Below are 25,385 nucleotides of genomic sequence, written 5' to 3'. Positions count from 1 at the left end.
CAGACCTTCCTTTATGTATAAAGACCTCAGAGAATTTATCCGGCATTTAGAAAAACAAGGTGAGCTGAAACGCATCAGCCATCCTGTTGATCCCAATCTGGAAATGACCGAGATCTGCGACCGTGTCTTACGCGCGGGCGGCCCTGCCTTATTATTTGAAAACCCCATTGGCTACGACATTCCAGTGCTGGCGAATTTATTCGGCACCGAAAAGCGCGTCGCCATGGGCATGGGCAAAGACGACATAAAAGCACTGCACGAAGTGGGCGAATTACTCGCCTTCCTACGGCAACCTGATCCACCAAAAGGCCTGCGTGACGCGTGGAGCAAACTACCGGTATTCAAACAAGTATTGAATATGGGGCCTAAAATGGTGAGTAATGCACCTTGCCAAGAATGCATTATTGAAGGCGACGCGGTAGATTTACACACCCTACCCATCCAAACCTGCTGGCCCGACGACGCCGCACCGCTCATCACCTGGCCGCTGGTCATTACTCGCGGCCCTAATAAAGAACGGCAAAATCTCGGCATTTACCGCATGCAATTAATCGGCAAGAACAAGCTGATTATGCGCTGGCTATCCCATCGCGGCGGTGCGCTAGATTTCCAAGAATTTAAAGCCAGTAATCCCGGTGAAAAATTTCCCGTGTCCGTCGCGCTCGGTGCAGACCCTGCCACCACGCTTGGCGCGGTAACCCCGGTACCTGACTCGCTAAGCGAATACGCCTTCGCCGGTTTATTGCGGGGTAGCAAGACCGAGCTTACCAAAAGTTTAAGCAATGATTTACAGGTTCCCGCGACCGCAGAATTTATTCTTGAAGGGTATATAGACCCCCAAGAAGTTGCCGACGAAGGCCCTTATGGCGACCACACCGGTTACTACAATGAAGTAGATAGCTTTCCGGTTTTCACCGTTACCCATATCAGTCATCGCAAAAAACCTATTTATCACAGCACCTATACCGGCCGACCGCCGGATGAACCTGCTGTATTAGGCGTAGCGCTGAACGAAGTTTTGGTGCCATTACTGCAAAGACAATTTCCGGAAATTGTAGATTTTTATCTACCACCAGAAGGCTGCTCCTATCGCATGGCGATAGTCACCATCAAGAAACAATATCCCGGTCACGCCAAACGCGTCATGTTTGGCGTGTGGTCGTTTTTACGCCAGTTTATGTACACCAAATTCGTTATTGTTTGCGACGACGACGTCAACGCCCGCGACTGGAACGACGTCATCTGGGCCATCACCACCCGCATGGATCCCGCCCGCGACACCGTCTTAGTTGAAAACACCCCCATCGACTACTTAGACTTCGCATCACCGGTTTCCGGCCTCGGCTCCAAAATGGGGATGGACGCCACTAATAAAATGGGCGGTGAAACCACCCGTGAATGGGGCCGTCCCATTGTGAAAGATCCTGCTGTTATTCAGAAAATAGATGATATCTGGAACGAGTTAGGGCTGGGCTAAGTTCGGCGTTTAGCCTTCGCCTCATAACCCCGCATTCATTTTCCGTGGGAATGGCTTGTGAAGTTATTTCTAGCGGATTACGACTTAGACAAGTCCGCGTGGCCGCCGCATTGCTCGGCTATTTGAGCCGACATGAGTTTATGCGCTAGATCAACTAGCGTGAATCCATAAATGATGGGGTTATGCAGAAAATAGTTACGAAGTTAATTCTTTGATTTTAAAAGTAGAGTAATAAATTTATACTTGAAAACCTTCCCGTATAGCGGTGTCACAGCTATCTGTGAGTTATTATTTCGCCCTCGCTGGACGACTTACTTCTTTTCTCGGAAAAAGAAGTAAGCAAGAAATCCGNCCGCTATCACTCACCCTTCGGGTACCCTGCGCTCACAAAAATCCAATGGGATCGCTGCGGAACTCGCCTTCAGCTCAGACAGTCCTCGCTAAAAGCATCCCATTGAATTTCTGCGATGCTCGGTGAGTTCAAAAGCGGGACTAAGGCCGGCGCAGTATTCCGACATTAGACAAACAGTACCACTTTAACAACGTTACTCGCAGCATACGCCAATTTCCCTTCAGCACCGCTGAGCACTGGAGCAAGTAACGGGTTAAGCGGGAAACTGTTTGAGCCGAAGACGAGTTTTTCCCGCGCCGTTACTTGTGAAGCGCGGAGGGGAATCGATGGCGCTTTTTGCCATCGACGGTGATGCAGGGTGCCCTTTTTCTTTGCTTACTTTCTTTTTGGGCAAGCAAAAAGACAAAGCTTTCTATTTGATCGCCGCTTTTTGGCGACCCGTAGGGTGAGGCACAGAGTGCCGAATAAAGTAAGTCGCCCAGCGAGGGCCAAACCAAGACTGGCAATAAACTGGAAAGCTAATCGATGATACTCGATGGCAATCGCGTCGCTCACATGTCCCAGCTTCAAGGTTCTTTGCGCCAATATTGATAATGATTCTCATAAGCCATACAATTCACAAATTTTAAAAACACCCACAACGCGGCAACGCCGTGCATGAGGCTTCTATGAGCAATTTCAAACAATCATTATCTTTGACGACACTGGCGCTAATCGCCGCTAGCGGCAGCGCTACCGCCAAAGAGTTCACCGAGGAAATGGTTGTTACTGCCAGCCGCTCAGAGCGCCCACTCAGCACTATTGCCAATACCGTCACGGTTATTAACGAACAAGAGCTAATCAAGCAAATGGGCGTTACCAGTGATATGTCTACCATCCTTGGTAATCTGATTCCCAGCTTTGCACCAAGCCGCCAAAAAATGACCAGCGCCGGAGAAAGTCTACGCGGCCGTAAGCCTTTATATCTAGTCGACGGCGTACCACAATCCAATCCTTTGCGGGACGGCGGTCGCGATGCTCACACCATCGATCCTCTGATGCTTGAACGAGTTGAAGTTATACACGGCGCCAATGCGATTCACGGCTTGGGCGCATCAGGCGGGATTATCAATCTGATCACCAAGCGCCCCAGCGACACCACAGAGCAAAGCATTCGCATAGAGTCCTTCTTCCAAGAAGAAGATTTCGGTGAAAGCTTGGGCTACGGTGTAAATTACAGCGCATCAGGTAGCTGGGATAATTTTGATGGTTTGGCAAGTATTGGTTACCGTGAGAGCGGCATAGGCTATGACGCCAATGGCGACATCATCGGTTTTGATAATGCGCAGGGCGACACGCTAGACTCTGAGATGGCCAATGTCTTTTTGAAGCTAGGTTACAACTGGGCCGATCAGCGTCTTGAAATGACGGTGAATCACTATGATATTTCAGGAAATAATGACTGGGTTGGCGTAGACGGAGACATCGACGCCGGTGTACCTACCACCGCAGAAAAAGGCAATGTGCAGGGTGAACCGGTCAGTAATGAAGTCACCCTACTGAGCTTTAATTACACCAACGAAAACTTTTTGGGTCATAAACTCCGCGCCCACGTATTTACTCAAGAGTTTGCCGCAACTTATGGTGGCAGTGTCGCAGCTACATTCCAAGACCCCGCCATTGGTGCATCGGTATTTGATCAATCGCAAAATAACTCTGAGAAGCAAGGCATTAAAATTACCTTGATCAAAGATGAGGTCGCTGGCCTGCCCGTGAACTTAGTTTATGGTATGGATATTTTCACCGATACCACATACCAAAAATTGATAACCACTGGCCGTTACTGGGTTCCTAAAACCGAGTATGAAAATTACGCGCCCTTCCTACAAGTGGAGTATGTCGGCGTCCAAGACCTCACACTCACCGCCGGTGTTCGCCAAGAAAACTCAGAATTAGCAGTCGGCGACTTCACCACCCTAGCGTCGTATAACGGCGGCCAATTTGTAAAGGGCGGCAATCCTGAATTTGACGACACCCTATTCAATATCGGCGCCACCTACAAAATCACCGACACCTGGCGGCTATTTGGTAATGCCTCTGAAGGCTTTTCAATGGCCGATGTCGGCCGCGTACTACGGGGAATAAACACAGCAAATCAAAGTGTCGAAACATTCCTAGACCTAGAACCTATCATTACTGACAACACAGAAATTGGCGCGGAATACACCAATCGCAACTTTCAAGTGCAACTAAGCTATTACCAGTCAGATTCAGATTTTGGGCAGCGCTTAGAAGCCAACGCCGATGGAATTTATACTGTTAAGCGTGAAAAAACAGAAATCAGCGGCATTGAATTCCGAAGCACTTGGTTTGCCAGTGAGGTAGACACCTTAAACCTTCGCGTTGCTCGACAAGAGGGTGAATACGATTCAGACGCCGACGGTAAAGTAGACACCGATATGGCGGGCGCCAATATCGGCCCCAACAGAATCAATCTGAGCTGGGATCGTGAATGGACCGACAAACTCAACTCTCGCCTGCAACTTAGCCATGTTCAAGACCGCAATTTTAAAAATAGCAGCGGCCAAACAACAACCAAATTCAAAGGCTATACCACCATAGACACCAATATCGATTACGCCGCCAGCTTTGGCACACTCAGCCTAGGCGTGCAAAACCTTAGCAACGAAGACTATTTCACTTACTATTCGCAAACCACAGGTTCAGATGCGCGCAACTTTAAAGGTATAGGACGCAGTGTTAGCGTGTCCTTTGCAAAGCAATTTTAATTGTCGCCAGCTAAGTAATCGCTAATGCGCAGAGTCCTGCTAAAGCTGCATAAGTACGCAGGCCTAATATTTGGCCTGCTGCTCAGCCTTATTGGTATTAGCGGCAGCTTGCTCGTTTTTGATCACGCCATTGATGAAACACTAACACCTGCTCTACGCAGTGATCCAAACGCAAAACTTGCCAGCTTCGATGCAGTCATTGCTGCAGCGAAGGCCGCCGCCCCCAGCGATGCCACCCTCAACCGACTTTATATATCCCGCGCACCGGGCAGCCCCCACACGGCAAGATTTCCCAACGCAGCGGGCGATGGCAAGACCGTAGAAGTTAGCATCTCGCCAGATACTGCGGAGGCAGTCACGGTGCGTGTTTGGGGCGAGTACCCCATGACCTGGCTCTACAGTTTTCACCACGACCTTACCGCCGGCCAGACGGGTAAATACATCGTGGGAGCTATGGGGGTCGCACTACTTTTCTTTAGCCTTAGCGGCATTGTGATCTGGTGGCCCCGCCGCGGGCAATGGCGCAATGCCTTGCGTGTGAACCGTCATCAAGGGTCGATCCGACTAAACTACGACCTTCACAAATTCGTTGGCATCGTATTCTCAATATTACTTGGCGTGTCTGCATTTACCGGTATCAGTTTAATTTTTCACGGCCCAATGAAAGCGGCAGTGAATTTTATTAGTCCCGTAATCGAATTGCCGTCGCCCGAATCCACTCTCAAAAATACAGCTGAATCACTAGCAATTGGTGCAGATACCGCTGTTAAAAACGCGAAGTCTGTTTTCCCCGATGCGGTATTAAAAAGAATATATCTACCCACCAGTGCCACAGCCAGCTACCAGTTGCTCTTTGCCCAAGCTGACGAGGCTTGGACAAATTATGGCGCCAGCAAAGTTTGGGTCGATCAATATAGTGGCGAAATACTAGCAAGCTGGAACCCATTAACCGCACCCAGCGGGAATAGCTTTCTGATTTGGCAATTCCCCCTCCACAGCGGCGACGCTTTAGGTCTTGGCGGACGCTGGCTGTTAGTATTCTCAGGTCTTAGCCCCGCTATCCTATTTGGCAGCGGCTCCTACCTTTGGTGGAAAAAGCGCCAACGTCGAATCAATAATCAGCGTCGCAACGCGGAAAAAAATTTGGGGTCAGTGTAAAAACTCTGCCATTATTACAGCGAAACATCTGCACACCGCCTACATTACAACGCTGAGCACCCCAGATTCTTAGTTTTTACACTGCCCCCAAATATACCTACATCGGAACTATTTCTCATTGCCGAGATCGATTAGAGCGCGTGTATTCACACTAAATGCCTTTTGGGGGTGTTCTTGTCAAAAATATTAACTTACCGCTTTCGCCGCCGCGCCGCGAATAGCTGCATCGCTTTAATTACCATCGCAATACTGTTCTCGCTAGCAGGCTGTTCGTCTGTGCCACTGAATGAAGATACGATCGAGGAAGCTCCGGCCCCAGTCACCACGGAGGCCCCCACCGCTGTCATGGAATCTGGCCTAGCCTCCTTCTATGATGATAAATACCATAATCGAACGACCGCCAGCGGTGAACGCTACCGACACGAACTTTACACCGCGGCCCACAGAACCCTGGTATTTGGCAGTCGTGTTAAAGTAACGAATAAGAAAACCGGCGCTAGTGTGGTGGTTACAATCAATGACCGTGGGCCATTTATTCGGGGTCGTGTAATCGATCTATCTAAGGTGGCCTTTGCTGAAATTGGCAATATCTCTTCCGGTTTGATCAAAGTTGATATTGAACTCATTGAATAGGTAGATATTTAGGGTCAGTGTAAAAACTCTTCACCTAGACGCAGCGAAAACTTCAACTTATAGAATACCTTGAGCTCTTATGCGTCCTATAATCCATAGTTTTTACACTGCCCCTGAGGTATCCCCACGAATTTAGGCTATAAAACTTTCTCCTTCGCGCAATTGCTTGGTAAATTGACGAATCCCGTCTCGCCATTGTTGAGCGGTGATTATTAAATGGGTGGATAAGGCTCTTTTGCCTAAGAAAAAGTGCGAGAGCACTCGATATTTTCGAGTACTCGAGCATTGAAAACGATACGACAACCCAGCTAGCTCCACGACTTTACCTAGCAAAACAAGCACCATAGCCGTTAGCGTTGTAAGCAAAATCAATAGCTTCATTCGTGCTGTTGTTCTTGTGTGATTATGCTCAAATCCCAACCCAAATTTCGTGCTTTTCATGTCTCTAAAGCTTTCTTCAATTTGCATACGAGTTTGATAAACGTTTACGCTTTTTTTGGCAAACGAACTGTTCCTTGGTAGCGATGAGATCAACAACCAAGGCTCCTTTGCTCCACGGGCCGCTGTTAACGAGGTTTTAGATGCTTTAGCTGATCCGTCTTGGTTCAATAAATGTCGTCCTTGGGATTTTGCTTTATAGAGCGCTAGATGGCAACGATGAGGCTTTGATTGCCCTAAATTCAACGTTAATAGCTTTGGTGTACTGTTTGCACTAGCAAACAAATGCGAGATACATCGCCATGACTGGCTGATTTCATCAAAAAATTTACGGGGTCGACGAACACGCCCAACGTAGTCCCAGCCTAAGTCTGCTACTAATTCGGTCCAAGGCATTTTAAAACCCGCATCTGTCACAATAATTGGTTTGGCTTCTTCTGGAAGAAGAGAGGCCAGTACGGCAAGAAAACGCTTGTGTGTTTGCGGTTTTTCCTTGGTTTTTATGCCATGCACTTCTTCATATAAAGTAAAGGGTCGACCTTGAAACGCCACTACTGCCCTGATGAGAAAGTGCTGTTTTCGGCCGTCAAGATCAGACCAGTCAACACTGATAATGGGGCGGCCACTCTTCGTAAACAGGCGGCACATATGAGCGTAAATAGAAAGAGCTTCTTGTTGTAAATGAGGGTTAGAAAGTACTCGGTCAGAGCGCTTGATACGATGTTTTTCAAAGGCTTTAGATTGAATACCTCGGCCTATACTCGTGACAGTTCCTAGGCTTCCGTGCGCGAGGCTATGGATACAAGCAGTTAACGCATTACGCCGGAGTTTATGCATATTAGGGCTGACAAGAGGAAGGATTGTGTTCAAAATAGTGGTCGCGTTCATGGCTCTCGTGCTTGGTTGTTTTTGGCGAAATTATTGATCACCAAGGGCCATGAACGTTCCTTTCTTGCATTAACTAATTGTTATTCCTATGAAATTCGTGGGGATACCTCAGACACTGACCCCAAATATTGCTTATGACTGATTCCACCCAGCTGCCCTTATCGCTTTACGTCCATATTCCTTGGTGCGTGCGCAAATGCCCTTACTGCGACTTTAATTCCCATGAGCAGAAGAGCGAGCTACCTGAGCAGGCTTATATCGAGGCGATGTTAGAAGACCTCGATCAGGATTTAGGGTTTATTCAAAATCGCGAATTACAAAGTATTTTTATCGGCGGCGGCACACCAAGTTTATTTTCTCCGAGCGCTTACCAAACATTGTTTGCCGAATTGCGTAAGCGACTTAAATTCGCTGACGATATAGAGATTACCTTAGAAGCCAACCCCGGCACTGTTGAGCAAGCGCGTTTCAACGCATATCGGCAGGTGGGTATAAACCGGCTTTCTATTGGTGTGCAGAGTTTTGATCCCGCGCAGCTTAAAAAGCTCGGTAGAATACACAATAGTGACGACGCCTTGCGCGCCATAGCCTGTGCGCAAAATGCAGGCTTCGATAATTTTAATGTCGATCTAATGCACGGGCTAAACGATCAAACCAAAGAAGATGCATTACGTGATTTAGAGATTGCCATAGATGCAGGCGCGCCTCATATAAGCTGGTATCAACTCACCATAGAACCCAATACCGAATTTTTTAAACGCCCGCCAACTCTGCCCATAGAAACCGAAATGCACCGCATTCAAAGTGCTGGCTTTGAAACCCTCAGCGCCGCCAATTTTTCGCGCTATGAGGTATCCGCTTTTGCAAAGCCTAATCACCAATCGCGGCATAATCTTAATTACTGGCAATTCGGCGACTATCTCGCCATTGGTGCTGGCGCTCATGGCAAAATCACCCAAGCGCAGGGCGATGTTATTCGCTATCAAAAAACCCGCAAGCCGGAAGATTATTTAAGCCGCGCGCCGTCTCGAACAAGTAAAACCGAAACCATCGCGCAGGCAGATTTACCCCTAGAATTTATGATGAATGCGCTACGTTTACAGCAGGGATTTTCAGCCGCCTTGTTTACCGCTCGCACTGCCCTTCCGTGGTCAACCATTGCAAACAAACTTGAGCGCTTTATCGCTGATGGTCTGATTCAATACCAGGACAATAATTACTCACCCACTGCCAGAGGCTACGATATGCTCGACAGTGTGTTAGCCGAGTTTTTACCAGAATAGCGCCATCATTCATTAAGCGGCTTAAACATAGCAAACCGCACCGCCATCTATGCGAATATTCTGGCCGTTGATAAAGCCCGCTAGATCGCTGCAAATAAAAGCAACTAGATCCGCCACTTCCTGCCGCTCGGCAATGCGGCCGCTGGGATTGGGGTATTCCGTCTCAACGATTTTTTTCACGATCTCATTCCAGTCATCGCCCCAGTCTTTTTTCTCTGCGCGCTTACGAAAACCCGCCTCTAATTCTGCTGTACGAATATAGCCGGGGGAAATTGTATTTACGGTAATCCCCGTATGAGAAAGCTCCTTCGCTAAACTCACACTCATGGTCGCTAGAGCCCCTTTAGAGGCATAGTAATGCGGCATAATATTATTGGGTTGATGACTGCCAATGGTACCTAGCTGCACAATGCGTCCCCAGCCCCGCGCCTTCATTGCCGGCGATAACCCTTGAATTAGGCGCGCGGCAGACAGCACATTTTTCTGATACATATCCAGCCAATCGTCACTAGCGCTCGTGCTCCACTTACCTGCCGTTGCAGTGCCATAATTGTTTACCAAAATATCGACGTCACCCACCGCGTTTTTAGTTTGTGCAAGAACCTGCTCACAACCTGTGTCAGTTGCAATATCACCCCACACAGCGTGTGCGGATTCTGTGCTGACAGCTAGTTCAGCCGCTGCGTCCTCTTCATTGCTATGAAAAACAACAATAGCGCCCTCCCTCGCCAAAGTCTGTGCAATGACCTCACCGGTACCGCGATTACTTCCCGTCACCAACGCCGTCTTATTTTTCAATTTCAAATCCATAGCAGCATACTCGTTCTACTTGTTATATAAATTAGCTTCGTTGTAAACATGGTCGCACACCGGCTGTCTGTGGCAAAATCCCAAGATTAGCTATTTTACGCAACCATCACGCAATAATAACGACGAGGCCCAACCATGAATTTTTGCCCACAATGCGCCAGCCCAATCGCCGAAAGAGTCATAGACGGTGAAATTCGCAAAGGCTGCCCAGACACCGCCTGCGGATTTGTACTTTGGAATAATCCGGTGCCCGTGGTTGCCATGATTGTTGAGGTCGAGGGCGGCGTGGTAATGGCCCATAACGTGAGTTGGCCAAAAAGCTTCTACTCCATTATTACTGGCTTTTTAGAAGCGGGGGAAGATCCAGAAGAATGTGCACGCCGAGAAACGATGGAAGAGCTTAATCTGCACGCACTAGAAACCACATTGGTTGGTGTTTACCCATTTGCCCAGCAAAATCAGGTCATCATTGCGTATCACGTCAAAGCAGCTGGTGAAGTTAAACTTAACCACGAGTTAGACGATTATAAAATTGTGCCTGCAGCAGAAATCAAACCTTGGCCAATGGGCACTGGGCTGGCGTTAACAGATTGGATAAAAACGAAAATCGGTTAATCAAGCTATCACGCCAAGTAGCTGCTATTGCAGCTACTTGATTTGAGGCCGTGGATCATTTTTCTTGATCCGCGTCTTCAACCTCATCATCTTTGCCATGACGATCTCTTGCCGCCTCTTCTTTGGCATTTTCTCTTGCCCGCTCAAGCTCGTCGGTTAGGGTGCTTAATTCTTCTTTGACCGCCTCACGGTCTACATCTTCGCCGTCGCCTTCAGGCTCAGCTTTTAATTTTTCTTTTAATTTTTTAATCTTCCCTTCGAGATTTTCTACCGCGCTGGCCACCTCCGCCTTGCTAAACAAAATCTCTTCGGCGTGTCCATTTTTATCCTCTTCTGCTCGCATCATTTTCTTGCGTTCAGGGATAAATTTTAGTTCCGGCGGTAAAGGTCGCTGATTCATAAACGACGGCGACACAATTTCAATTCCCGCATCATGTAATGCGTCTAGCATTTTGCCCCGCAGACGCGAACGCGCACTCACTAATAGGCCTGCCTCTTTTAACCAGCCACTGGCGCGGTAATTAACCGAGTAATCACCCAAATTACGAATTTGCACAAAGCCGTCGCCCAGCTCAGCGCCTTCAATCGCTTTCAGTAGCGCGGTTTCAATATCGCGGCGATCGACGTCATAGCCCAAGGACACCTCCGCTGACACCACCGTGCCTGATGAGCGCACCACGTTATAAGGCTCTTGCACTAACAGTAAATTGGGAACCGTCACCAGCTCGCTGGTTTCGTTTTGAAACTCGACATGCAGTAAGCCCCGCTGCGAGACTCGGCCCAGCTCATTGCGAAACTCGATATAGTCACCGGCGCGAAAACTATTCACCGTACGCAGCATGAAGCCCGCCATTAAATTTCCCATCACCGAGGTAGACGACAGTGCAATCGCAGCACTGAGTAACAAGCCAACCAAGCTCAATAATTGGCCGCGCAGCTCACTGTCCATGGGGAAAGTGGTGATACCCAACAATAAGCCACTGAGTCGAAATACCAGTTTGGTGCCTTGTTCGCGGTAGCGAATATCTGCGCCGTGGTCTTTTTGAACGGCGAAAATCTTGCGGGTGAACATCCAAACACCGAACATCAACACCATGAGTACCGCAAACGGCCCCCACTCACCTAACCAGTCCGGTGCGACGCTAGTCACCGCGCCCAAAGCTTCATCCATTATTTAACTCCACGGCTAATCTGTTTTTATGTAATGACCACGATCACTCGCAGAATTGACCCCTGTTCCAACAAGGTAGATCATTTACTTACTATACGCAGATTAGCGCATTAGCGACGTAAATTCCCCGCGTTTTACATCATGCGGGCCAGCCGCACGCTGTGTTAAACTGGCGCACTTTACACTATAGCAAGACAAGGCTTGGCGACTGCCTACGAGGATTATTTATGCCTGTTTATCGTTCCAAAACCACTACTGCTGGCCGTAATATGGCGGGCGCCCGCGCTCTGTGGCGCGCAACTGGCATGAAAGACGGTGACTTTGAAAAGCCGATTGTGGCGGTGGTTAACTCTTTCACACAATTTGTTCCCGGCCACGTCCATCTGAAAGACATGGGGCAATTAGTCGCTCGTGAAATTGAAGAAGCCGGCGGCGTTGCCAAAGAATTCAACACTATTGCTGTCGACGACGGTATCGCGATGGGCCATGACGGTATGCTGTACAGCTTGCCCAGCCGCGACATTATCGCTGACTCAGTGGAATACATGGTCAACGCCCACTGCGCCGATGCCATGGTATGTATTTCTAACTGCGACAAAATCACCCCTGGCATGTTAATGGCCGCACTGCGCCTGAATATCCCCGTGGTATTCGTGTCTGGCGGGCCAATGGAAGCCGGTAAAACCAAGCTGTCTGAACACAAGCTCGACTTGGTTGATGCCATGGTTATCGCCGTAGACGACGACGCATCAGACGAAAAAGTCGCAGAATACGAGCGCTCTGCCTGCCCAACCTGTGGCTCGTGTTCAGGCATGTTCACCGCCAACTCCATGAACTGCCTAACCGAAGCCCTCGGCCTGTCACTGCCAGGCAACGGCTCGATGTTAGCGACCCACGCTGACCGCAAAAAACTTTTCTTAGAAGCGGGTCGCCGCATTGTTGAGCTAGCCAAACGCTACTACGAAGAAGACGACGCCAGCGTGCTGCCACGGAATATCGCCTCGTATAGCGCCTTTAAAAACGCAATGGCTCTGGATATCGCGATGGGCGGGTCAACCAATACCATTTTGCATTTATTGGCCGCCGCCCAAGAAGCGGAGCTAAATTTTACCCTGAAAGATATCGACAAGCTGTCTCGTGAAATACCCCAGCTGTGTAAAGTGGCCCCGAATACGCCGCTATACCATATGGAAGACGTACACCGTGCAGGTGGTGTTTTCGCTATTCTTGGCGAACTTGATCGCGCCGGCTTACTCGAAACCGATCTTCCCACCGTGCACGCCAGTACCATGGGCGCAGCAGTGGCCCAGTGGGACATCATGACCACTGACAACGACGCGGTGAAAAACTTCTTTAAAGCTGGCCCCGCCGGCATTCCAACCCAAACGGCCTTTAGCCAAGACACGCGCTGGGGGTCACTCGACGCCGATCGTGAAGGTGGTTGCATCCGCAATTTGGAACACGCCTTTTCTTTAGAAGGTGGCCTAGCGGTTCTGTACGGCAATATTGCTGAAGACGGCTGCGTGGTAAAAACCTCTGGCGTTGATGAGAGCATTCTGGTGTTTGAAGGCCCCGCGCATATCTGCGAGAGCCAAGAAGGCGCCGTTGATGACATTCTTCACGACCGCGTTAAAGCCGGTGATGTTGTTATTGTGCGTTACGAAGGCCCCAAAGGCGGCCCCGGCATGCAGGAGATGCTTTACCCAACCAGCTATATTAAATCTAAAGGCTTGGGCAAAGTGTGTGCATTACTTACTGACGGTCGTTTCTCCGGTGGCACCTCTGGTTTATCTATCGGCCACGCCTCGCCAGAAGCTGCAGCCGGCGGCGCCATTGGTTTGGTAGAGCAAGGCGATATTATTCGCATCGACATACCGAACCGCGGCATTAATGTGTTGGTTGATGAAGGCGAGCTTAACAAGCGGCGCAAAGCAATGGACGCCAAAGGCGCCGATGGCTGGAAGCCGGTGAAAGAGCGCCCAAGGAAAGTATCTGCGGCCTTAAAAGCCTACGCCAAAATGGTTACCAGTGCTGACACTGGCGCAGTGCGGGATATAAGCCAGCTTTAAGCTGGCGGTTTAGACACAAAAAAGGGGCCAAACGGCCCCTTCAAATTTGGCATTGTCTTCACGCAACAGAAGACTGTACCTGTCCCAACATCTTTTTGCGCTCTAAACAAAAAGATCTGTAGTAACAATATAGTCCAATCTCCGTTTAAGGTAGATAAGCAATTACCCTTAAGCTTTGTAGTGGTATTACACTCATCACGTCGCGCTTGGCGCCAACTCACCACAGTGCCAACAATAGTCAAAACTCGAGGCGTTCTCTTCTGTGCAGCCCGCGCAAACCCAAACAAACTCTGGCTCGCTATTTAACTTCTTTAATAGCGACTCTGCGCGCTCAATATGTTTTTCATCAATCCACAGCTCTGGCCACACTTCCGTAAACGCCAAACTACCAGAGGCGCCACCCGCGTAAACGTTGCGCAATTCGCCCACAATATCCTCAGCCTGCAGCTGGTTCTGCACATGCACAACCAGCATGATATTGGGGTCAGTAAATATCTTTTCCACTTACGGCTCCAAGGCTTATGGCCTGACTGGGCGCACATCCACATCGTTTAAGTGTTCATCAAAAGCATCGGTCAGTAAACAGTCGTAACGCCGCTCATCGTACTCAGCTAAACGCGCTGCCTGCTCTTCACTAAACAGACCTTCGCTAACCGCCAACTGTAATTTGGCGGCCATTGTCTCGCCCGGTAAGCGGCCCCGATGATCGTGCTCAAGAAACGCGTCGTAGTCCTTGTCAATTTCAGTTAGCAATTGAAACGCACGATGAATACGGCCCTGTGCATCTAAGTCATTGTCACTGACGTGCACCGCCTCCGCCAATAAAGTACGCACGGGGTTGGGGGTCATAATCATATCGCCCAAAGCGCGAATATCATTATCTGACACGTTAAAATTAGGCATGCCCCAAGGAAAGAACAGAACTCGCAATACACTACCCAGCCAGCGTTGCGGCATATTGTGATAAAACCCAAGCAAGGCAGTATTTACCGCCGTAAAGCTGCGTTTTAAGGCAAACTGTGCGTGTAGCGTATTTGCTTCGCTAGCGGGTTGATGGTCATGAAATTTTAGAATGGCGCAGGCAATAACCAGCTGGCTGTGAACATCACCGAGGCGTGCCGACAGTAATTCTCGACGCTTAATATCACCCCCAAGCAGTAACAAAGCAAAATCCGCGGTCGCGGCAAACACAGCGCTATAGCGGTCTATCACCGGATACCACTGCGCCGACAGCTCGCTGTTGCCGCAGTGTGGTTTAGATAATTTACCTGCCGTTAAGCCCTTTAGGAATCCGTGACTAAAGACACCCGCGGTATGTGCTAAATGGCCACTCAGCAGGCCATCAAAGCTTTCAAGTGCACCGTCGCTTTCGTCAGACAATGCCTCAAGCTCATCAGCCAAATAAGGATGGCAACGCATAGCCCCCTGACCAAAAATAATCATCGAGCGGGTGAGAATATTGGCGCCTTCCACCGTAATCGCGATGGGAATGGTCTGGTATACCAAGGCCATAAAATTGCGCGGGCCCATTTGAATGGCGCGCCCACCAAGTATATCCATGCTGTGATTAACCAGCCCACGCATAGTTTCAGTTGCATGATATTTAGCCATTGCGGTTAGCACCGACGGCGCGCCATCGGCCAGCGCGCGGGTTACTAAAGCGCGGTAGGCCTCTAGCATATAGGCGCCGGCAGCAATTTCAGCGCTGGCTTCTTGAACACCCTCAAACTTACCCACCGAGATCCCAAACTGGCGGCGAATGCGTGCAAAGGCGCCAACCATCAAGTAGCTCATTTCGCCACCCGCGGTAGACAGTGCGGGTAATGAAATACCCCGCCCCGCGCCCAAACACTCCACCAGCATCATCCAGCCTTGACCAATATATTCCTGCCCGCCGATCAGCATCGACATGGGAATAAAAACATCTACGCCGGTAATCGGGCCATTCATGAATGCAGAGCCAGGATAATGACGGCGACCAATTTCCACCCCCGCCAAATCCGCTGGCACTAGGGCGCAGGTAATACCGCGCTCAACCTCGTCACCAATTAAGCCATCTGGGTCACTCAGTCGAAACGCTAAACCCACCACCGTGGCGATTGGCGCCAGTGTGATCCAACGTTTTGAGAAGTTAAGTTTTACGCCTAAGACTTTCTCACCCTTAAACTCCTGCTCACACACCACACCGGTATCGGGAATCGCGCCCGCATCTGAGCCGGCTTCTGGGCTGGTTAAACCAAAGCAGGGTAGTTCTTGCCCTTTCGCCAAACGCGCCAGCCAAAAGTCTTTTTGCTCGTCGGTGCCGTACTTCAGCAACAACTCGCCGGGGCCTAAGGAATTCGGCACCATGACACTCACCGCCGCCACTGTAGAGCGACTCGCGATTTTGCTGACCACGCGGCTTTGGGCGTAAGGCGTAAATTCGAGGCCGCCGTAAGCGCGGGGAATAATCAGGCCGAGAAAGCCCTTATCTTTAATGAATTGCCAAACCGCCGGGGAGAGATCTTTATCGTGATGGTGAATTTGCCACTCATCGAGCATCTCGCATAGTTCTGCGGTTTCATTGTCGATAAAGGCCTGCTCTGCTTCGCTAAGTGATGAAAGTTCGATTTTCTCAAACTTAGACCAATCTGGCTGACCAGAAAACACGTCTTTTTCCCACCACGTGGTGCCAGCGTCCAGCGCTTCACGCTCGGTGCTGCTCATGGCTGGCATCATTTTTTTCAAGGCATTTTTTGCCGGTGCGCTAACAAACTTAATACGCAGACTATCGACAAGAATCACCGCCAATACCGCCAGTACCACTAACAACACAAGGGGATGAACAAAAAATTCGCTACAGGTTCCGGCTAGTAACCACGCAGCAACAAACACCGCACAGCCGCTACGACGAGACAAATGAAAATAAAAGATAAACGCGGTGACAATAATTATTGCAAGAAATGCTAGTAGGCCAATCATAGTACCCTCTCTGAGCTGTTGTCGTTTGCGAGGCAAACACTAGATCAGTGAATGTGGCTCATCATGCTACGCCCTAGCTGCGACGATTGCATTACCGCATCTAAGCAGCCAAGCAAAATACGTAAAGGTGTTGTTACATGGACACCGCCGGTAGCGAAAATCTTCAATTTTGCATTTGTTATTTCAATATGTGGACTGAATGGACGATGTCGGCCACACTCTCTCTTTATATCTAATTTGAAATAATATCGGGATTACTGACATGAACTCCTCAGTCGTTATTAGCGGGGTGGGCCTATGGACTCCAGAAAATAGCATTAGCAACGAAGAACTAGTCGAAAGTTACAACGCTTGGGCGGAGCATTTTAACCAGCAAAACCAAGCAACCATTGAAGCCGGAGAGCTAGCAGCAAAGCCACTTTCTAGCCCCGCTTTTATTGAAAAAGCATCTGGCATTAAAAGTCGCTACGTCTACTCGAAAGAAGGCGTTTTAGATATCCATCGTATGCGTCCGCTGCTTGAAATACGCGACGACGGGCAAGTCTCACATCAAGCAGAAATGGCCATTGCCGCCGCGAAAAAAGCACTCACTGCTGCAAACAAAACCGCCGCTGATATTGATATGGTGATTGTGTCCTGCGCCTACACGCAGCGCTCATACCCTGCCATTGCCATCGAAGTACAAGCCGCGTTAGGAATTGAAGGGTTTGGATTTGATATGTTAGTCGCCTGCTCTGCGGCCACCTTTGGCCTAGAACGGGCGGTTGACGCAATAAAGTGCGGTACCTCCAAGGGTGTACTAGTCATAAATCCTGAGCTTACCTCTCCACAAGTGAATTTCATGGACAGGGACTCACACTTTATCTTTGGTGATGTAGCAACGGCCGTGGTGGTAGAAAGTAGTGAATCCTGCACGTCTGCCCACGCCTTTGATGTTGTGAGCACTAAATGTGTGACCTCATACTCCAATAATATTCGCTCGAACTTTGGCTACACCACTCGCGTGACTGACGAAGACCCGTATGCGGCGGACAAACTATTTCATCAGAATGGTCGCAAAGTATTTAAAGAAGTCTGCCCCATGGCCGCTGACCACATTGAGACTCATTTGCGCAGCAACGACATTCAGGTCGTTGATTTAAAGCGCTGGTGGCTGCATCAAGCCAATATCAATATGAATCTTTTGATCAGCAAACGATTATTAGGGCGTGACGCCACACTTGAAGAGGCGCCGATTGTTCTCGACGAGTATGCCAATACCGCCTCAGCGGGTTCTATTATTGCCTTTGCTAAACACCATGAGGATTTAGCCGCCGGCGATATTGGCGTAATTTGCTCATTTGGCGCCGGTTACTCTATCGGCAGCCTGATACTTAAAAAGCGCTAGCCGCTTTGATGACCCTTTCGCGGGAGGGTCATCAGCCACACCGCCAACACTAATGTCACTTGTTATCAGCCAATGCCTTTCGCCATGCGGCGAGCATGGTGTCACGCTGATCTTCGCTGACCGCAGCCCGCCCCAGCCATACGCTTAATATTAACGCAGCCGACTCTGACGAGTTGATTGTGCCGAGATCAGTATCGTTCATCGTCAAGGTAAGGCCCTCTTTCGGCAACCACGTTAATTGGTAGCTGTCACCCTTTTCAACGGCAATATACCAAGTGCAAAACCTCGCAATATCCTCCGCTGCCGCAGCTAGCGTCTCAGCGCTGAAGGCGCCCGCCAATGCCTTATTGGTCATTTTGCGAAAGCGCTCCGCCGACACCCCAACTTTGTATTCAATAACAATCTGCTTGGCGTAGGCCGGATCTAATATGTTGCCGCTTTCGGGAAATTTTTGATTGGGGTCAACCTTGAGCTGCGTAAAGGTCAGATCTTTCCACAACAGGGTATACGTCTCACTGCTCACCGTGCGCCAATCTGCGGCAAACACTAAAGAGTGACTAAACAGCAAGGCCGCAGCCAAAAAAACTTTTATGTGCTTATTCATAAACGGGCTTTTCTCCTTGGTAGGCTAGCGGTGATCGTCCCAGCATAAAAAACACCAATAATTTCAATACCACTGGTGCTACAACATAAACGGCGGTGATGGCCCATACCGGCGGTATGGTCATCTCGGCTTGGCTGCCGAGCCACAAAAACGACACTCCCACAGCTAAACCCATTGCCGCCTTGCTCAACATACTCCACAGGGCAAACATGCGTGCGCCAATGGCCGCGCCATTGTGTTCTTTAGACAAATCTTGTGCGAGGCCTGTTTGCATGGCCGATGGCAGTGCTTGGTCAGCCCCCAGCGCCAGCCCCGTACCAACACTAATCGCAATAAACCACGCCACGTCGCCCTCGCCGAGCAAGGCCGCAAAACTGAATAAAATCGCCGAGCTACACAGGCCAATTCGCCACGACAGCACATCGCCAAGCTTCTTCGCTAAGAAATACCAAAATGGCACACCGATTAAACCCGCCAAAAAATAACTCAATAAGGCAAGTGGCACGGCATCTTCTGCATGCAAAACTTCTCGCATAAAGAGCAGCAACACCGTGCCGGGGATCGCATTGGCTAACATATTCACAAACCACGGCAGGGCCAATTTTCTCACCCGCGTATCGCCTAATAGCACCTTGAAGCCTAAGGTCGGACTGGCCGACGCCGCTGCGACCTGACTACCCTGCAAAACAACCGCAATAAGTAGTACAAATAGCAATACGACCAGCGCCGAGGGCAGCATTGCGGGCGCTAACATAGCCGGTGCCAACATGGCTAAAAGCGTGCCGAATAACAACATCCCCTCGCGACTGCTGTTATAACGTAATCGATCAATATTGTTGCGCGACAAGTTCACAGGCAAGGCCAACCAAGGTACAGTAATACCCGTCCAACCCAGCATGAGTAATACCAGCGCAAGGGCTAGTACACTTGATGGCCAAGGGTGTGGCAGTGCTATCAATGCCACTGCGCTGGCGGCGATCAATAACCATGACCCTAGCCACAGCATGCGATGACTACCGCGACGGTCTACCCAAGCACCGACGGGTAAATCGCTAGCGACATCGCTGATTCGCGCTAAGAAAAAAATGGCGCCAATTAAGGTGTAGCCATAACCGCCCTGTTCGGCCAACCACAGCGGCGCGTAGATATAGAAGGGAAGGCCCAATGCGGCAAGAGGTAAACCGGGCAATGCATAACGAAAATATCGCCAATACTGGGATGAGCTCCGCATTCTAACTCCCTTACGGTCAAGGACGGGCAATACAGACCCACTGACTGTGATCTGAATAATGATGCTATACGTAATAACAAGACTGTGGGATCACTGATAATTCTATGCAAAATTCATCGAAAACTAGCGCGCTCAATATCGCTGTCATCGGTTCAGGTATTTCCGGCCTAAGTAGCGCGTGGTTACTTAGCAAAAATCACAATGTCACCCTGTTCGAGCAAGACTCGCGCTTGGGCGGTCACACGAATACCGTAGACATTAAAACCAGCGCCGGCACTATCGCCGTCGACACCGGCTTTATCGTTTTCAACGAACGCTGCTATCCCAACTTAGTCGGACTATTTAAAGAACTTGGCGTGGCTTATCAGAGTACTGATATGTCCTTCGGCGTATCGCTAGACAAAGGCCGCTTGGAATACAGCGGCTCAGATTCGATATCTACCCTGTTTGCCCAGAAGCGCAATCTGCTCCGGCCGCGATTTTGGGGCATGATCCGCGACCTGCTGCGCTTTTATAAGCAAAGTGCGGGCTGGCTGCAGTCACTGCCTGATGAAATGTCATTGGGCGAATTACTGACCCGAGAGAAATTCGGCGCCGGCTTTCGCGAAGATCATTTACTGCCGATGGGGGCGGCCATATGGTCAACGCCGGTAGAGAAGTTCATGGCCTACCCCGCCAAAACCTTTCTACGCTTTTGCGACAATCACGGTTTGCTGCAGGTAAATGAGCGCCCCCAGTGGCAAACGGTGGTCGGTGGTTCGCGGGAGTATATAAAGCGAATTACCCAAATCTTCGACGGCGATATCCGCCTAAACTGCGGAGTCAGCAAGGTTCGACGCTTCACAGATCACATTATGATCACCGACCACCAAGATAAAGATCATCGCTTTGATCACGTCGTTATGGCCAGCCATGCGGACCAAAGCCTTGCCATGCTCGACGATGCCAGCGACGAAGAAACGCGTTTGCTCGGCGCATTTGCCTACGAAGAAAACGAAGCGGTGCTTCATCGCGATGAAAAACTGATGCCCGTTTTAGGACAGGTATGGTCCAGCTGGAATTACCTTGCAGACAGCGAACAACAAGGTAGTAAAGTGTCAGTGAGTTACTGGATGAACTCACTCCAGCACCTGCCCTGTTCAGAGCAGATCATCGTCACGCTTAACCCACTACGCGCGCCACGCAAAGATTTGGTCTACCAGCAATTTAGCTATCAACATCCGGTCTTTGACGACGCCGCGCTAATCGCACAAAAGCAGCTGTGGAACCTGCAGGGCAAGCAACGCACATGGTTCTGCGGTAGCTATTTTGGCTACGGTTTCCACGAAGACGGCATTCAATCTGGTTTGGCCGTTGCCGAGCAGCTCGGTGGCAACCTGCGGCCATGGAGTAGCGACAAGGCTAGCGACCGCATCTATCTAAGCCCGAACGACGCCTCCGCATGACGAGTGACGACGACACGGCAATTTACTGCGGCGAGGTAATGCATCATCGCTTTTACCCCCGTAAACATCGCTTTGTTTATCGCATGAGCAGCTTTTTATTTGATCTAGACAAACTCAACGACACCGCCCAGCGCTGCAAACTGTTTTCAGTTAATAAATTCAATTTTTTTAGCTTTTATCATCGCGACATCGGCGACGGTAGCGGCGAAGCGCCACGCCAATATTTAGAGCGCACCCTGCGGGAACACGGTGTGCATGAGCACCTCAGCTCCGCCAGCCTACTGTGCTATCCACGCATTCTCGGTTACACCTTTAATCCGCTGAGCGTGTACTACTGCTATAAGAACAATAAACAACTCTTTGCCATTCTTTACGAAGTCAGCAATACCTTTAAGCAGCGACACAGTTATTTGATTCCGGTGTCGGCCAGCGATCAAGACAAGGGCATTATTCGCCAGCAGTGCGATAAAAATTTTTATGTGTCACCGTTTATCCCTATGGAAGCGCGCTACCATTTCCGTATGCACCTACCCAAGCAGCGTATCGCCCTAGCTATTCGCGAAACCGAACAGGGCAAAGCCCTGCTCCATGCGGTATTTCGCGGCGAGCACCGGCCATTTACCGACACCGAACTTCTCAAAAATCTTATCAGCTTGCCATTTATGACGATCAAGGCTGTACTAGGTATACACTGGGAAGCGTTGAAGCTTTTTATCAAGGGCGTAAAAATTGTGCCCCGTCCCGCTGAACCAAAATCTGCAATCTCACGTATTGACCAGTAACTGTGTGACAAATACTTAAGGGTCAACTATGAAGACAGCCACTGCTGCTCTCGAAAATAATATAGGTTCTGGCTGGTGGGCTAAGCGCCAACAACAAATGGTCGCAAAAGTTCTGGCACCATTGTCCAATGCGGCGCGCGGCGTTCTGCGCCTTACCTTGCCTAATGGCAATAGCATCGAATTTGGCGATCACCCCTGCGAACACTTCAATCCTGTAATTGTGCTCCACAACTGGAAGGCCGTGCGCAAAGCCTTTACCGGCGGCTCGGTGGGTTGGAGCGAGGCCTATATGGATGGCGACTGGGACAGCCCCGATCTCGCCATGCTAGTCGAATGGATTGTCATTAATGAAGAGTACTTTGGCGGCATGCTAGACAGCGGCAAAATTGAAGGTGCATTTCAAAAGTGGCGCCATCAACGCAATGCCAATAGCAAGCGCGGCAGCCGTCGTAATATCTCCTACCACTATGATCTTGGTAATGAGTTTTACCAGCAGTGGTTAGATCCCAGCATGACTTACTCCGCCGCCTACTACACCAGCGAGCAACAAACTTTGGCCGAGGCACAATACGCGAAATACCAACGTATTATTGATCTTCTCGACATTAAAGATGGCGATACCATTTTAGAAATCGGCTGTGGCTGGGGTGGCTTTGCTGAACAGGTATGCAGTCAGAAAAAGGTGAAATTGCACGGCATTACCCTGTCTGAACGTCAACTTGAATTTGCCCAGCAGCGTTTAGCCAAGGCGGAAACCCTAGGCGAAGCAGAATTTAGTCTTACCGATTACCGCGACACCGTTGGCCAATACAACCACATTGTATCGATAGAAATGCTAGAGGCAGTAGGTGAAAAATACTGGCCGACCTACTTCGACACCGTTCACAAACGCCTCAAACCCGGCGGCCGCGCTTCCGTTCAAATCATTACAATTGAAGACAAACGCTTTGAGCAATACCGCAGCAATCCTGACTTTATTCAGACCTATATTTTCCCGGGCGGCATGTTACCCACCCCAGACAAATTTAAAGAACAAGCCGTAGGCGCCGGCCTAACAGTAAGCGACGAAGAGGCCTTTGGCCTAGGGTATGCCCGCACACTACGCGAATGGGGAAGTAAATTTCATCAACGCTGGGAAGAAATAGCACCGCTAGGATTTGATAAACGCTTTCAAAGAATGTGGCACTATTATTTAACCTACTGCGAGGGTGGCTTTCGCGGCAACTCCATCGATGTTTATCAATTTGTGTTGGAAAAACCCACTGCGCAATAAAATTACGTACGCCATATAAAAGGGTCGTATTGCGCGACCCTTTTTCAATCCAGTGTTCAACTTATTCGGCTTTTTTAGCCGCCGCTTCTTGGCAGCCTTTAACCCACGGCATCAATATATCTAGAGCGGTTTTATCACTTTGCGGTAGTTCTTCTTTGCACTCCCCCACAGGCGTAGTCCGCGGCCCCCACTTAATCACTGCAGCGCCCCAGGTTAAGCCAGCGCCAAAGGCAGCCGTTAAAATTTTATCGCCAGCGTTAATGCGGCCTTCTTCTAAAGCCTCACACAATGCAATCGGCACTGTGGCAGCGGAGGTATTGCCGTATTTTTCTATATTCACAACGACTTTTTCCGGCGACGCTTTCATACGCTTTGCCAAAGTATCGATAATTCTGACATTGGCTTGATGTGGTATTAGAAGATCGATTTGCTCGGGCTCTAATTCTAACTTTTCGAGCACACCCGTTATTGCCTGGCCCATACCGCGAACAGCGCGCTTAAAGATTTCTTGGCCTTCAAAATTCACATCAAAATAGCCATCAACGCCTGCGAAGCGCTCCCGCGCCGTACCTGAATCTCGAGCGGCCAAAATATCCCGCGCTTCGCCGTCACAGCCCAACTTCTCCGCTATTAAGCCGCACTCTTCATCATAGGCTTCTAACACCACAGCCCCTGCACCGTCGCCAAATAATACAGAAACATCCCGTTGGCTATAATCTAGGAAGTAGGGAATACGATCTGCGCCAATCACCAGTACTTTTTTCATGGCGCCACTGCGTATCATGCCGGTGCCGATACTTAGGCCATAAACAAAACCAGTACACGCCGCATTAAGATCAAACACCGCCGCATTCACCGCACCAATGTTTGCCTGCACAAGCGAGGCTGAATTAGGTATGAGGGTATCTGGGCAGGCAGTGCCTAAAATCACCATATCTAATTCTGCCGCATCTAAACCAGCAGCAGCCAAGGCACGCTTGGCGGCTAAACTGGCAAGTGTGGCAGTGGATACATGGGAAATCCGTCGTTCTTTAATTCCCGTGCGGGTAGAAATCCATTCATCGGAGGTGTCTAAAAATGTCGCCAAATCCTCGTTGCTGAGTACGGCGGGCGGCAAGCATTTTCCCCAACCAGTTATATTTGCGTATTGCATAACAAGCTCGAAATCGGTTTTATTGGCCAACATTATGCCCAGCAATGTTAGCACTGTCACCAAAGTGGCGGCTCAGATACGAGTAAAATTCACAGGTTAAATACGTATAATCCCCTATGAAATAAGCCGTTTTGAAACGTAAACGCAAGATTACAACATGCTAAGATAGTGACAATGCAAATTTAGCAAGGTGCACTAAATGAAAACAAACAAACGCTGGGGAAACGGGGCCCGAGTTGACGACCTCGATACTGGGAAAAAAATTCTCCTTAAATCGGCAGTAGATTGCTTCATCACTAAAGGCATCAAGTCCACCACCATAGAAGATGTCGCCAAAGTCGCCAACGTCACCCGGCGCACGGTGTATCGCTACTTTAATGGCAAGTCTGACATCATTGCCGCGCTGATCGATATTGAACGCGATCGCATGTTCATGAAGGTTCATGACATTGCCAAGCTTTACGACAATAATTTTCCGTTGATGCTCGAAGAGTGCATTTGGTTTGCCGCGAGCTATAAGCCGCCCGAGGCTGGAAAACTCGATCTTGTGTCTGGCGCAAACGCATCCGAAGCAGCTCCACACATCGACAACGACGAATCTGATGAGCACTGGCGAGAGCTATTAGAAGAACCGCTAAACGCTTATAACGAGCGGAATAATCGCAACGTCAATCTAGATGATCTCATCAGAATTGTTGGCCGCTTGGTACTCTCCTACCGGCAATTACCGGCTACTAAAGAGCAGTTCAAAGCCAGCCTAAAAGCACTGGCGCTGTAAGTCACGCGGGCAGCTCGCCCGCTGGCCCCATCCGGTATTCGCTTGGTCAGTTTTGCCATTGTGCCGCACCCAGCACCCGCCTAAGCTTCAACGCATCGTCATTCCGCGC

General features: G+C 49.6%; 20 protein-coding genes. 12 read left to right on the top strand and 8 right to left on the bottom strand.

The window, feature by feature from the left end; all coding sequences use genetic code 11:
• Positions 1-13: 13 nt before the first annotated feature.
• The 4 genes from ubiD (at position 14) to GVJ32_RS18295 (ending at position 6,388) form a co-directional block, all read left to right on the top strand.
• Positions 14-1,477: a 4-hydroxy-3-polyprenylbenzoate decarboxylase gene (gene ubiD, locus GVJ32_RS03980; protein WP_159238770.1), complete on the top strand. Its 1,464-nt coding sequence runs from the start codon at positions 14-16 to the stop codon at positions 1,475-1,477.
• Positions 1,478-2,497: 1,020 nt separating this feature from the next.
• Positions 2,498-4,597 (top strand): TonB-dependent receptor, encoded by a 2,100-nt coding sequence (locus tag GVJ32_RS03975; protein ID WP_159238769.1) that lies wholly within the window; start codon positions 2,498-2,500, stop codon positions 4,595-4,597.
• A 24-nt stretch (positions 4,598-4,621) separates the two neighbouring features.
• Entirely contained in the window at positions 4,622-5,755 is a 1,134-nt protein-coding gene (locus GVJ32_RS03970; protein ID WP_159238768.1) for a PepSY-associated TM helix domain-containing protein, read from the top strand.
• Positions 5,756-5,929: 174 nt separating this feature from the next.
• Complete coding sequence (locus GVJ32_RS18295) at positions 5,930-6,388, top strand: septal ring lytic transglycosylase RlpA family protein (protein WP_235035035.1); 459 nt, start codon at positions 5,930-5,932, stop codon at positions 6,386-6,388.
• Positions 6,389-6,520: 132 nt separating this feature from the next.
• Here GVJ32_RS18295 and GVJ32_RS03960 read toward each other — a convergent pair whose 3' ends face one another.
• A complete protein-coding gene (locus tag GVJ32_RS03960; RefSeq protein WP_159238767.1) occupies positions 6,521-7,714 on the bottom strand; it encodes an IS4 family transposase in 1,194 nt (397 codons plus the stop codon).
• A gap of 134 nt (positions 7,715-7,848) precedes the next feature.
• Between GVJ32_RS03960 and hemW the strand changes: the two genes are divergently transcribed.
• Positions 7,849-8,997: a radical SAM family heme chaperone HemW gene (hemW, locus tag GVJ32_RS03955; protein WP_159238766.1), complete on the top strand. Its 1,149-nt coding sequence runs from the start codon at positions 7,849-7,851 to the stop codon at positions 8,995-8,997.
• A 21-nt stretch (positions 8,998-9,018) separates the two neighbouring features.
• Here hemW and GVJ32_RS03950 read toward each other — a convergent pair whose 3' ends face one another.
• Positions 9,019-9,807 (bottom strand): SDR family NAD(P)-dependent oxidoreductase, encoded by a 789-nt coding sequence (locus tag GVJ32_RS03950; protein ID WP_159238765.1) that lies wholly within the window; start codon positions 9,805-9,807, stop codon positions 9,019-9,021.
• Between the two features lie 135 nt (positions 9,808-9,942).
• Between GVJ32_RS03950 and GVJ32_RS03945 the strand changes: the two genes are divergently transcribed.
• The gene (locus GVJ32_RS03945) at positions 9,943-10,422 is read left to right on the top strand and encodes an NUDIX domain-containing protein (protein ID WP_159238764.1); all 480 of its coding nucleotides are present in this window, start codon (positions 9,943-9,945) and stop codon (positions 10,420-10,422) included.
• 55 nt (positions 10,423-10,477) lie between these two features.
• Here GVJ32_RS03945 and GVJ32_RS03940 read toward each other — a convergent pair whose 3' ends face one another.
• Complete coding sequence (locus tag GVJ32_RS03940; protein WP_159238763.1) at positions 10,478-11,593, bottom strand: mechanosensitive ion channel domain-containing protein; 1,116 nt, start codon at positions 11,591-11,593, stop codon at positions 10,478-10,480.
• A gap of 227 nt (positions 11,594-11,820) precedes the next feature.
• On the opposite strand from GVJ32_RS03940, the gene ilvD reads away from it, so the two are divergent.
• A complete protein-coding gene (gene ilvD, locus GVJ32_RS03935; RefSeq protein ID WP_159238762.1) occupies positions 11,821-13,662 on the top strand; it encodes a dihydroxy-acid dehydratase in 1,842 nt (613 codons plus the stop codon).
• A 195-nt stretch (positions 13,663-13,857) separates the two neighbouring features.
• On the opposite strand, the gene GVJ32_RS03930 is transcribed toward ilvD, so the two are convergent.
• Together GVJ32_RS03930 and GVJ32_RS03925 are read right to left on the bottom strand one after the other, a co-directional pair.
• A complete protein-coding gene (locus tag GVJ32_RS03930; RefSeq protein WP_159238761.1) occupies positions 13,858-14,166 on the bottom strand; it encodes a DUF2007 domain-containing protein in 309 nt (102 codons plus the stop codon).
• 15 nt (positions 14,167-14,181) lie between these two features.
• Positions 14,182-16,623, bottom strand: coding sequence for an acyl-CoA dehydrogenase (locus GVJ32_RS03925; RefSeq protein WP_159238760.1), 2,442 nt, complete (start codon positions 16,621-16,623; stop codon positions 14,182-14,184).
• A 262-nt stretch (positions 16,624-16,885) separates the two neighbouring features.
• Between GVJ32_RS03925 and GVJ32_RS03920 the strand changes: the two genes are divergently transcribed.
• A complete protein-coding gene (locus GVJ32_RS03920) occupies positions 16,886-18,010 on the top strand; it encodes a beta-ketoacyl-ACP synthase III (RefSeq protein WP_159238759.1) in 1,125 nt (374 codons plus the stop codon).
• Positions 18,011-18,065: 55 nt separating this feature from the next.
• Here GVJ32_RS03920 and GVJ32_RS03915 read toward each other — a convergent pair whose 3' ends face one another.
• Together GVJ32_RS03915 and GVJ32_RS03910 are read right to left on the bottom strand one after the other, a co-directional pair.
• Positions 18,066-18,614 (bottom strand): chalcone isomerase family protein, encoded by a 549-nt coding sequence (locus GVJ32_RS03915; RefSeq protein ID WP_159238758.1) that lies wholly within the window; start codon positions 18,612-18,614, stop codon positions 18,066-18,068.
• Positions 18,607-19,845, bottom strand: coding sequence for an MFS transporter (locus GVJ32_RS03910; RefSeq protein ID WP_159238757.1), 1,239 nt, complete (start codon positions 19,843-19,845; stop codon positions 18,607-18,609). The genes GVJ32_RS03915 and GVJ32_RS03910 overlap by 8 nt, the downstream gene beginning before the upstream one ends.
• Positions 19,846-19,949: 104 nt before the next feature.
• Between GVJ32_RS03910 and GVJ32_RS03905 the strand changes: the two genes are divergently transcribed.
• From GVJ32_RS03905 to GVJ32_RS03895, 3 genes are read left to right on the top strand one after another with little or no spacing between them, the layout of a single operon-like run.
• The gene (locus GVJ32_RS03905) at positions 19,950-21,290 is read left to right on the top strand and encodes an NAD(P)/FAD-dependent oxidoreductase (RefSeq protein WP_159238756.1); all 1,341 of its coding nucleotides are present in this window, start codon (positions 19,950-19,952) and stop codon (positions 21,288-21,290) included.
• The gene (locus GVJ32_RS03900; protein ID WP_159238755.1) at positions 21,287-22,072 is read left to right on the top strand and encodes a DUF1365 domain-containing protein; all 786 of its coding nucleotides are present in this window, start codon (positions 21,287-21,289) and stop codon (positions 22,070-22,072) included. Before GVJ32_RS03905 ends, GVJ32_RS03900 begins: the two co-directional genes overlap by 4 nt.
• 28 nt (positions 22,073-22,100) lie before the next feature.
• Complete coding sequence (locus GVJ32_RS03895) at positions 22,101-23,345, top strand: SAM-dependent methyltransferase (RefSeq protein WP_159238754.1); 1,245 nt, start codon at positions 22,101-22,103, stop codon at positions 23,343-23,345.
• Positions 23,346-23,406: 61 nt separating this feature from the next.
• On the opposite strand, the gene GVJ32_RS03890 is transcribed toward GVJ32_RS03895, so the two are convergent.
• Positions 23,407-24,498, bottom strand: coding sequence for a ketoacyl-ACP synthase III (locus tag GVJ32_RS03890; RefSeq protein ID WP_159238753.1), 1,092 nt, complete (start codon positions 24,496-24,498; stop codon positions 23,407-23,409).
• A 199-nt stretch (positions 24,499-24,697) separates the two neighbouring features.
• Between GVJ32_RS03890 and GVJ32_RS03885 the strand changes: the two genes are divergently transcribed.
• Positions 24,698-25,276: a TetR/AcrR family transcriptional regulator gene (locus GVJ32_RS03885; protein ID WP_159238752.1), complete on the top strand. Its 579-nt coding sequence runs from the start codon at positions 24,698-24,700 to the stop codon at positions 25,274-25,276.
• Positions 25,277-25,385: the final 109 nt, after the last annotated feature.

The organism is Zhongshania aliphaticivorans (assembly GCF_902705855.1).
GTDB classification, from domain to species: Bacteria; Pseudomonadota; Gammaproteobacteria; order Pseudomonadales; family Spongiibacteraceae; genus Spongiibacter; species Spongiibacter aliphaticivorans_B.
The sequence above is the reverse complement of the archived record's forward strand: the minus strand, read 5'-3'. Positions and strand labels throughout refer to the sequence as shown.

Bases quoted from the DNA above. Each gene is read 5' to 3' on its own strand.
- ubiD (WP_159238770.1), top strand. From the start codon at position 14: ATGTATAAAGACCTCAGAGAATTTATCCGGCATTTAGAAAAACAAGGT.
- GVJ32_RS03975 (WP_159238769.1), top strand. From the start codon at position 2,498: ATGAGCAATTTCAAACAATCATTATCTTTGACGACACTGGCGCTAATC.
- GVJ32_RS03970 (WP_159238768.1), top strand. From the start codon at position 4,622: ATGCGCAGAGTCCTGCTAAAGCTGCATAAGTACGCAGGCCTAATATTT.
- GVJ32_RS03960 (WP_159238767.1), bottom strand. From the start codon at position 7,714: ATGAACGCGACCACTATTTTGAACACAATCCTTCCTCTTGTCAGCCCT.
- hemW (WP_159238766.1), top strand. From the start codon at position 7,849: ATGACTGATTCCACCCAGCTGCCCTTATCGCTTTACGTCCATATTCCT.
- GVJ32_RS03950 (WP_159238765.1), bottom strand. From the start codon at position 9,807: ATGGATTTGAAATTGAAAAATAAGACGGCGTTGGTGACGGGAAGTAAT.
- GVJ32_RS03945 (WP_159238764.1), top strand. From the start codon at position 9,943: ATGAATTTTTGCCCACAATGCGCCAGCCCAATCGCCGAAAGAGTCATA.
- GVJ32_RS03940 (WP_159238763.1), bottom strand. From the start codon at position 11,593: ATGGATGAAGCTTTGGGCGCGGTGACTAGCGTCGCACCGGACTGGTTA.
- ilvD (WP_159238762.1), top strand. From the start codon at position 11,821: ATGCCTGTTTATCGTTCCAAAACCACTACTGCTGGCCGTAATATGGCG.
- GVJ32_RS03925 (WP_159238760.1), bottom strand. From the start codon at position 16,623: ATGATTGGCCTACTAGCATTTCTTGCAATAATTATTGTCACCGCGTTT.
- GVJ32_RS03920 (WP_159238759.1), top strand. From the start codon at position 16,886: ATGAACTCCTCAGTCGTTATTAGCGGGGTGGGCCTATGGACTCCAGAA.
- GVJ32_RS03915 (WP_159238758.1), bottom strand. From the start codon at position 18,614: ATGAATAAGCACATAAAAGTTTTTTTGGCTGCGGCCTTGCTGTTTAGT.
- GVJ32_RS03910 (WP_159238757.1), bottom strand. From the start codon at position 19,845: ATGCGGAGCTCATCCCAGTATTGGCGATATTTTCGTTATGCATTGCCC.
- GVJ32_RS03905 (WP_159238756.1), top strand. From the start codon at position 19,950: ATGCAAAATTCATCGAAAACTAGCGCGCTCAATATCGCTGTCATCGGT.
- GVJ32_RS03900 (WP_159238755.1), top strand. From the start codon at position 21,287: ATGACGAGTGACGACGACACGGCAATTTACTGCGGCGAGGTAATGCAT.
- GVJ32_RS03895 (WP_159238754.1), top strand. From the start codon at position 22,101: ATGAAGACAGCCACTGCTGCTCTCGAAAATAATATAGGTTCTGGCTGG.
- GVJ32_RS03890 (WP_159238753.1), bottom strand. From the start codon at position 24,498: ATGCAATACGCAAATATAACTGGTTGGGGAAAATGCTTGCCGCCCGCC.
- GVJ32_RS03885 (WP_159238752.1), top strand. From the start codon at position 24,698: ATGAAAACAAACAAACGCTGGGGAAACGGGGCCCGAGTTGACGACCTC.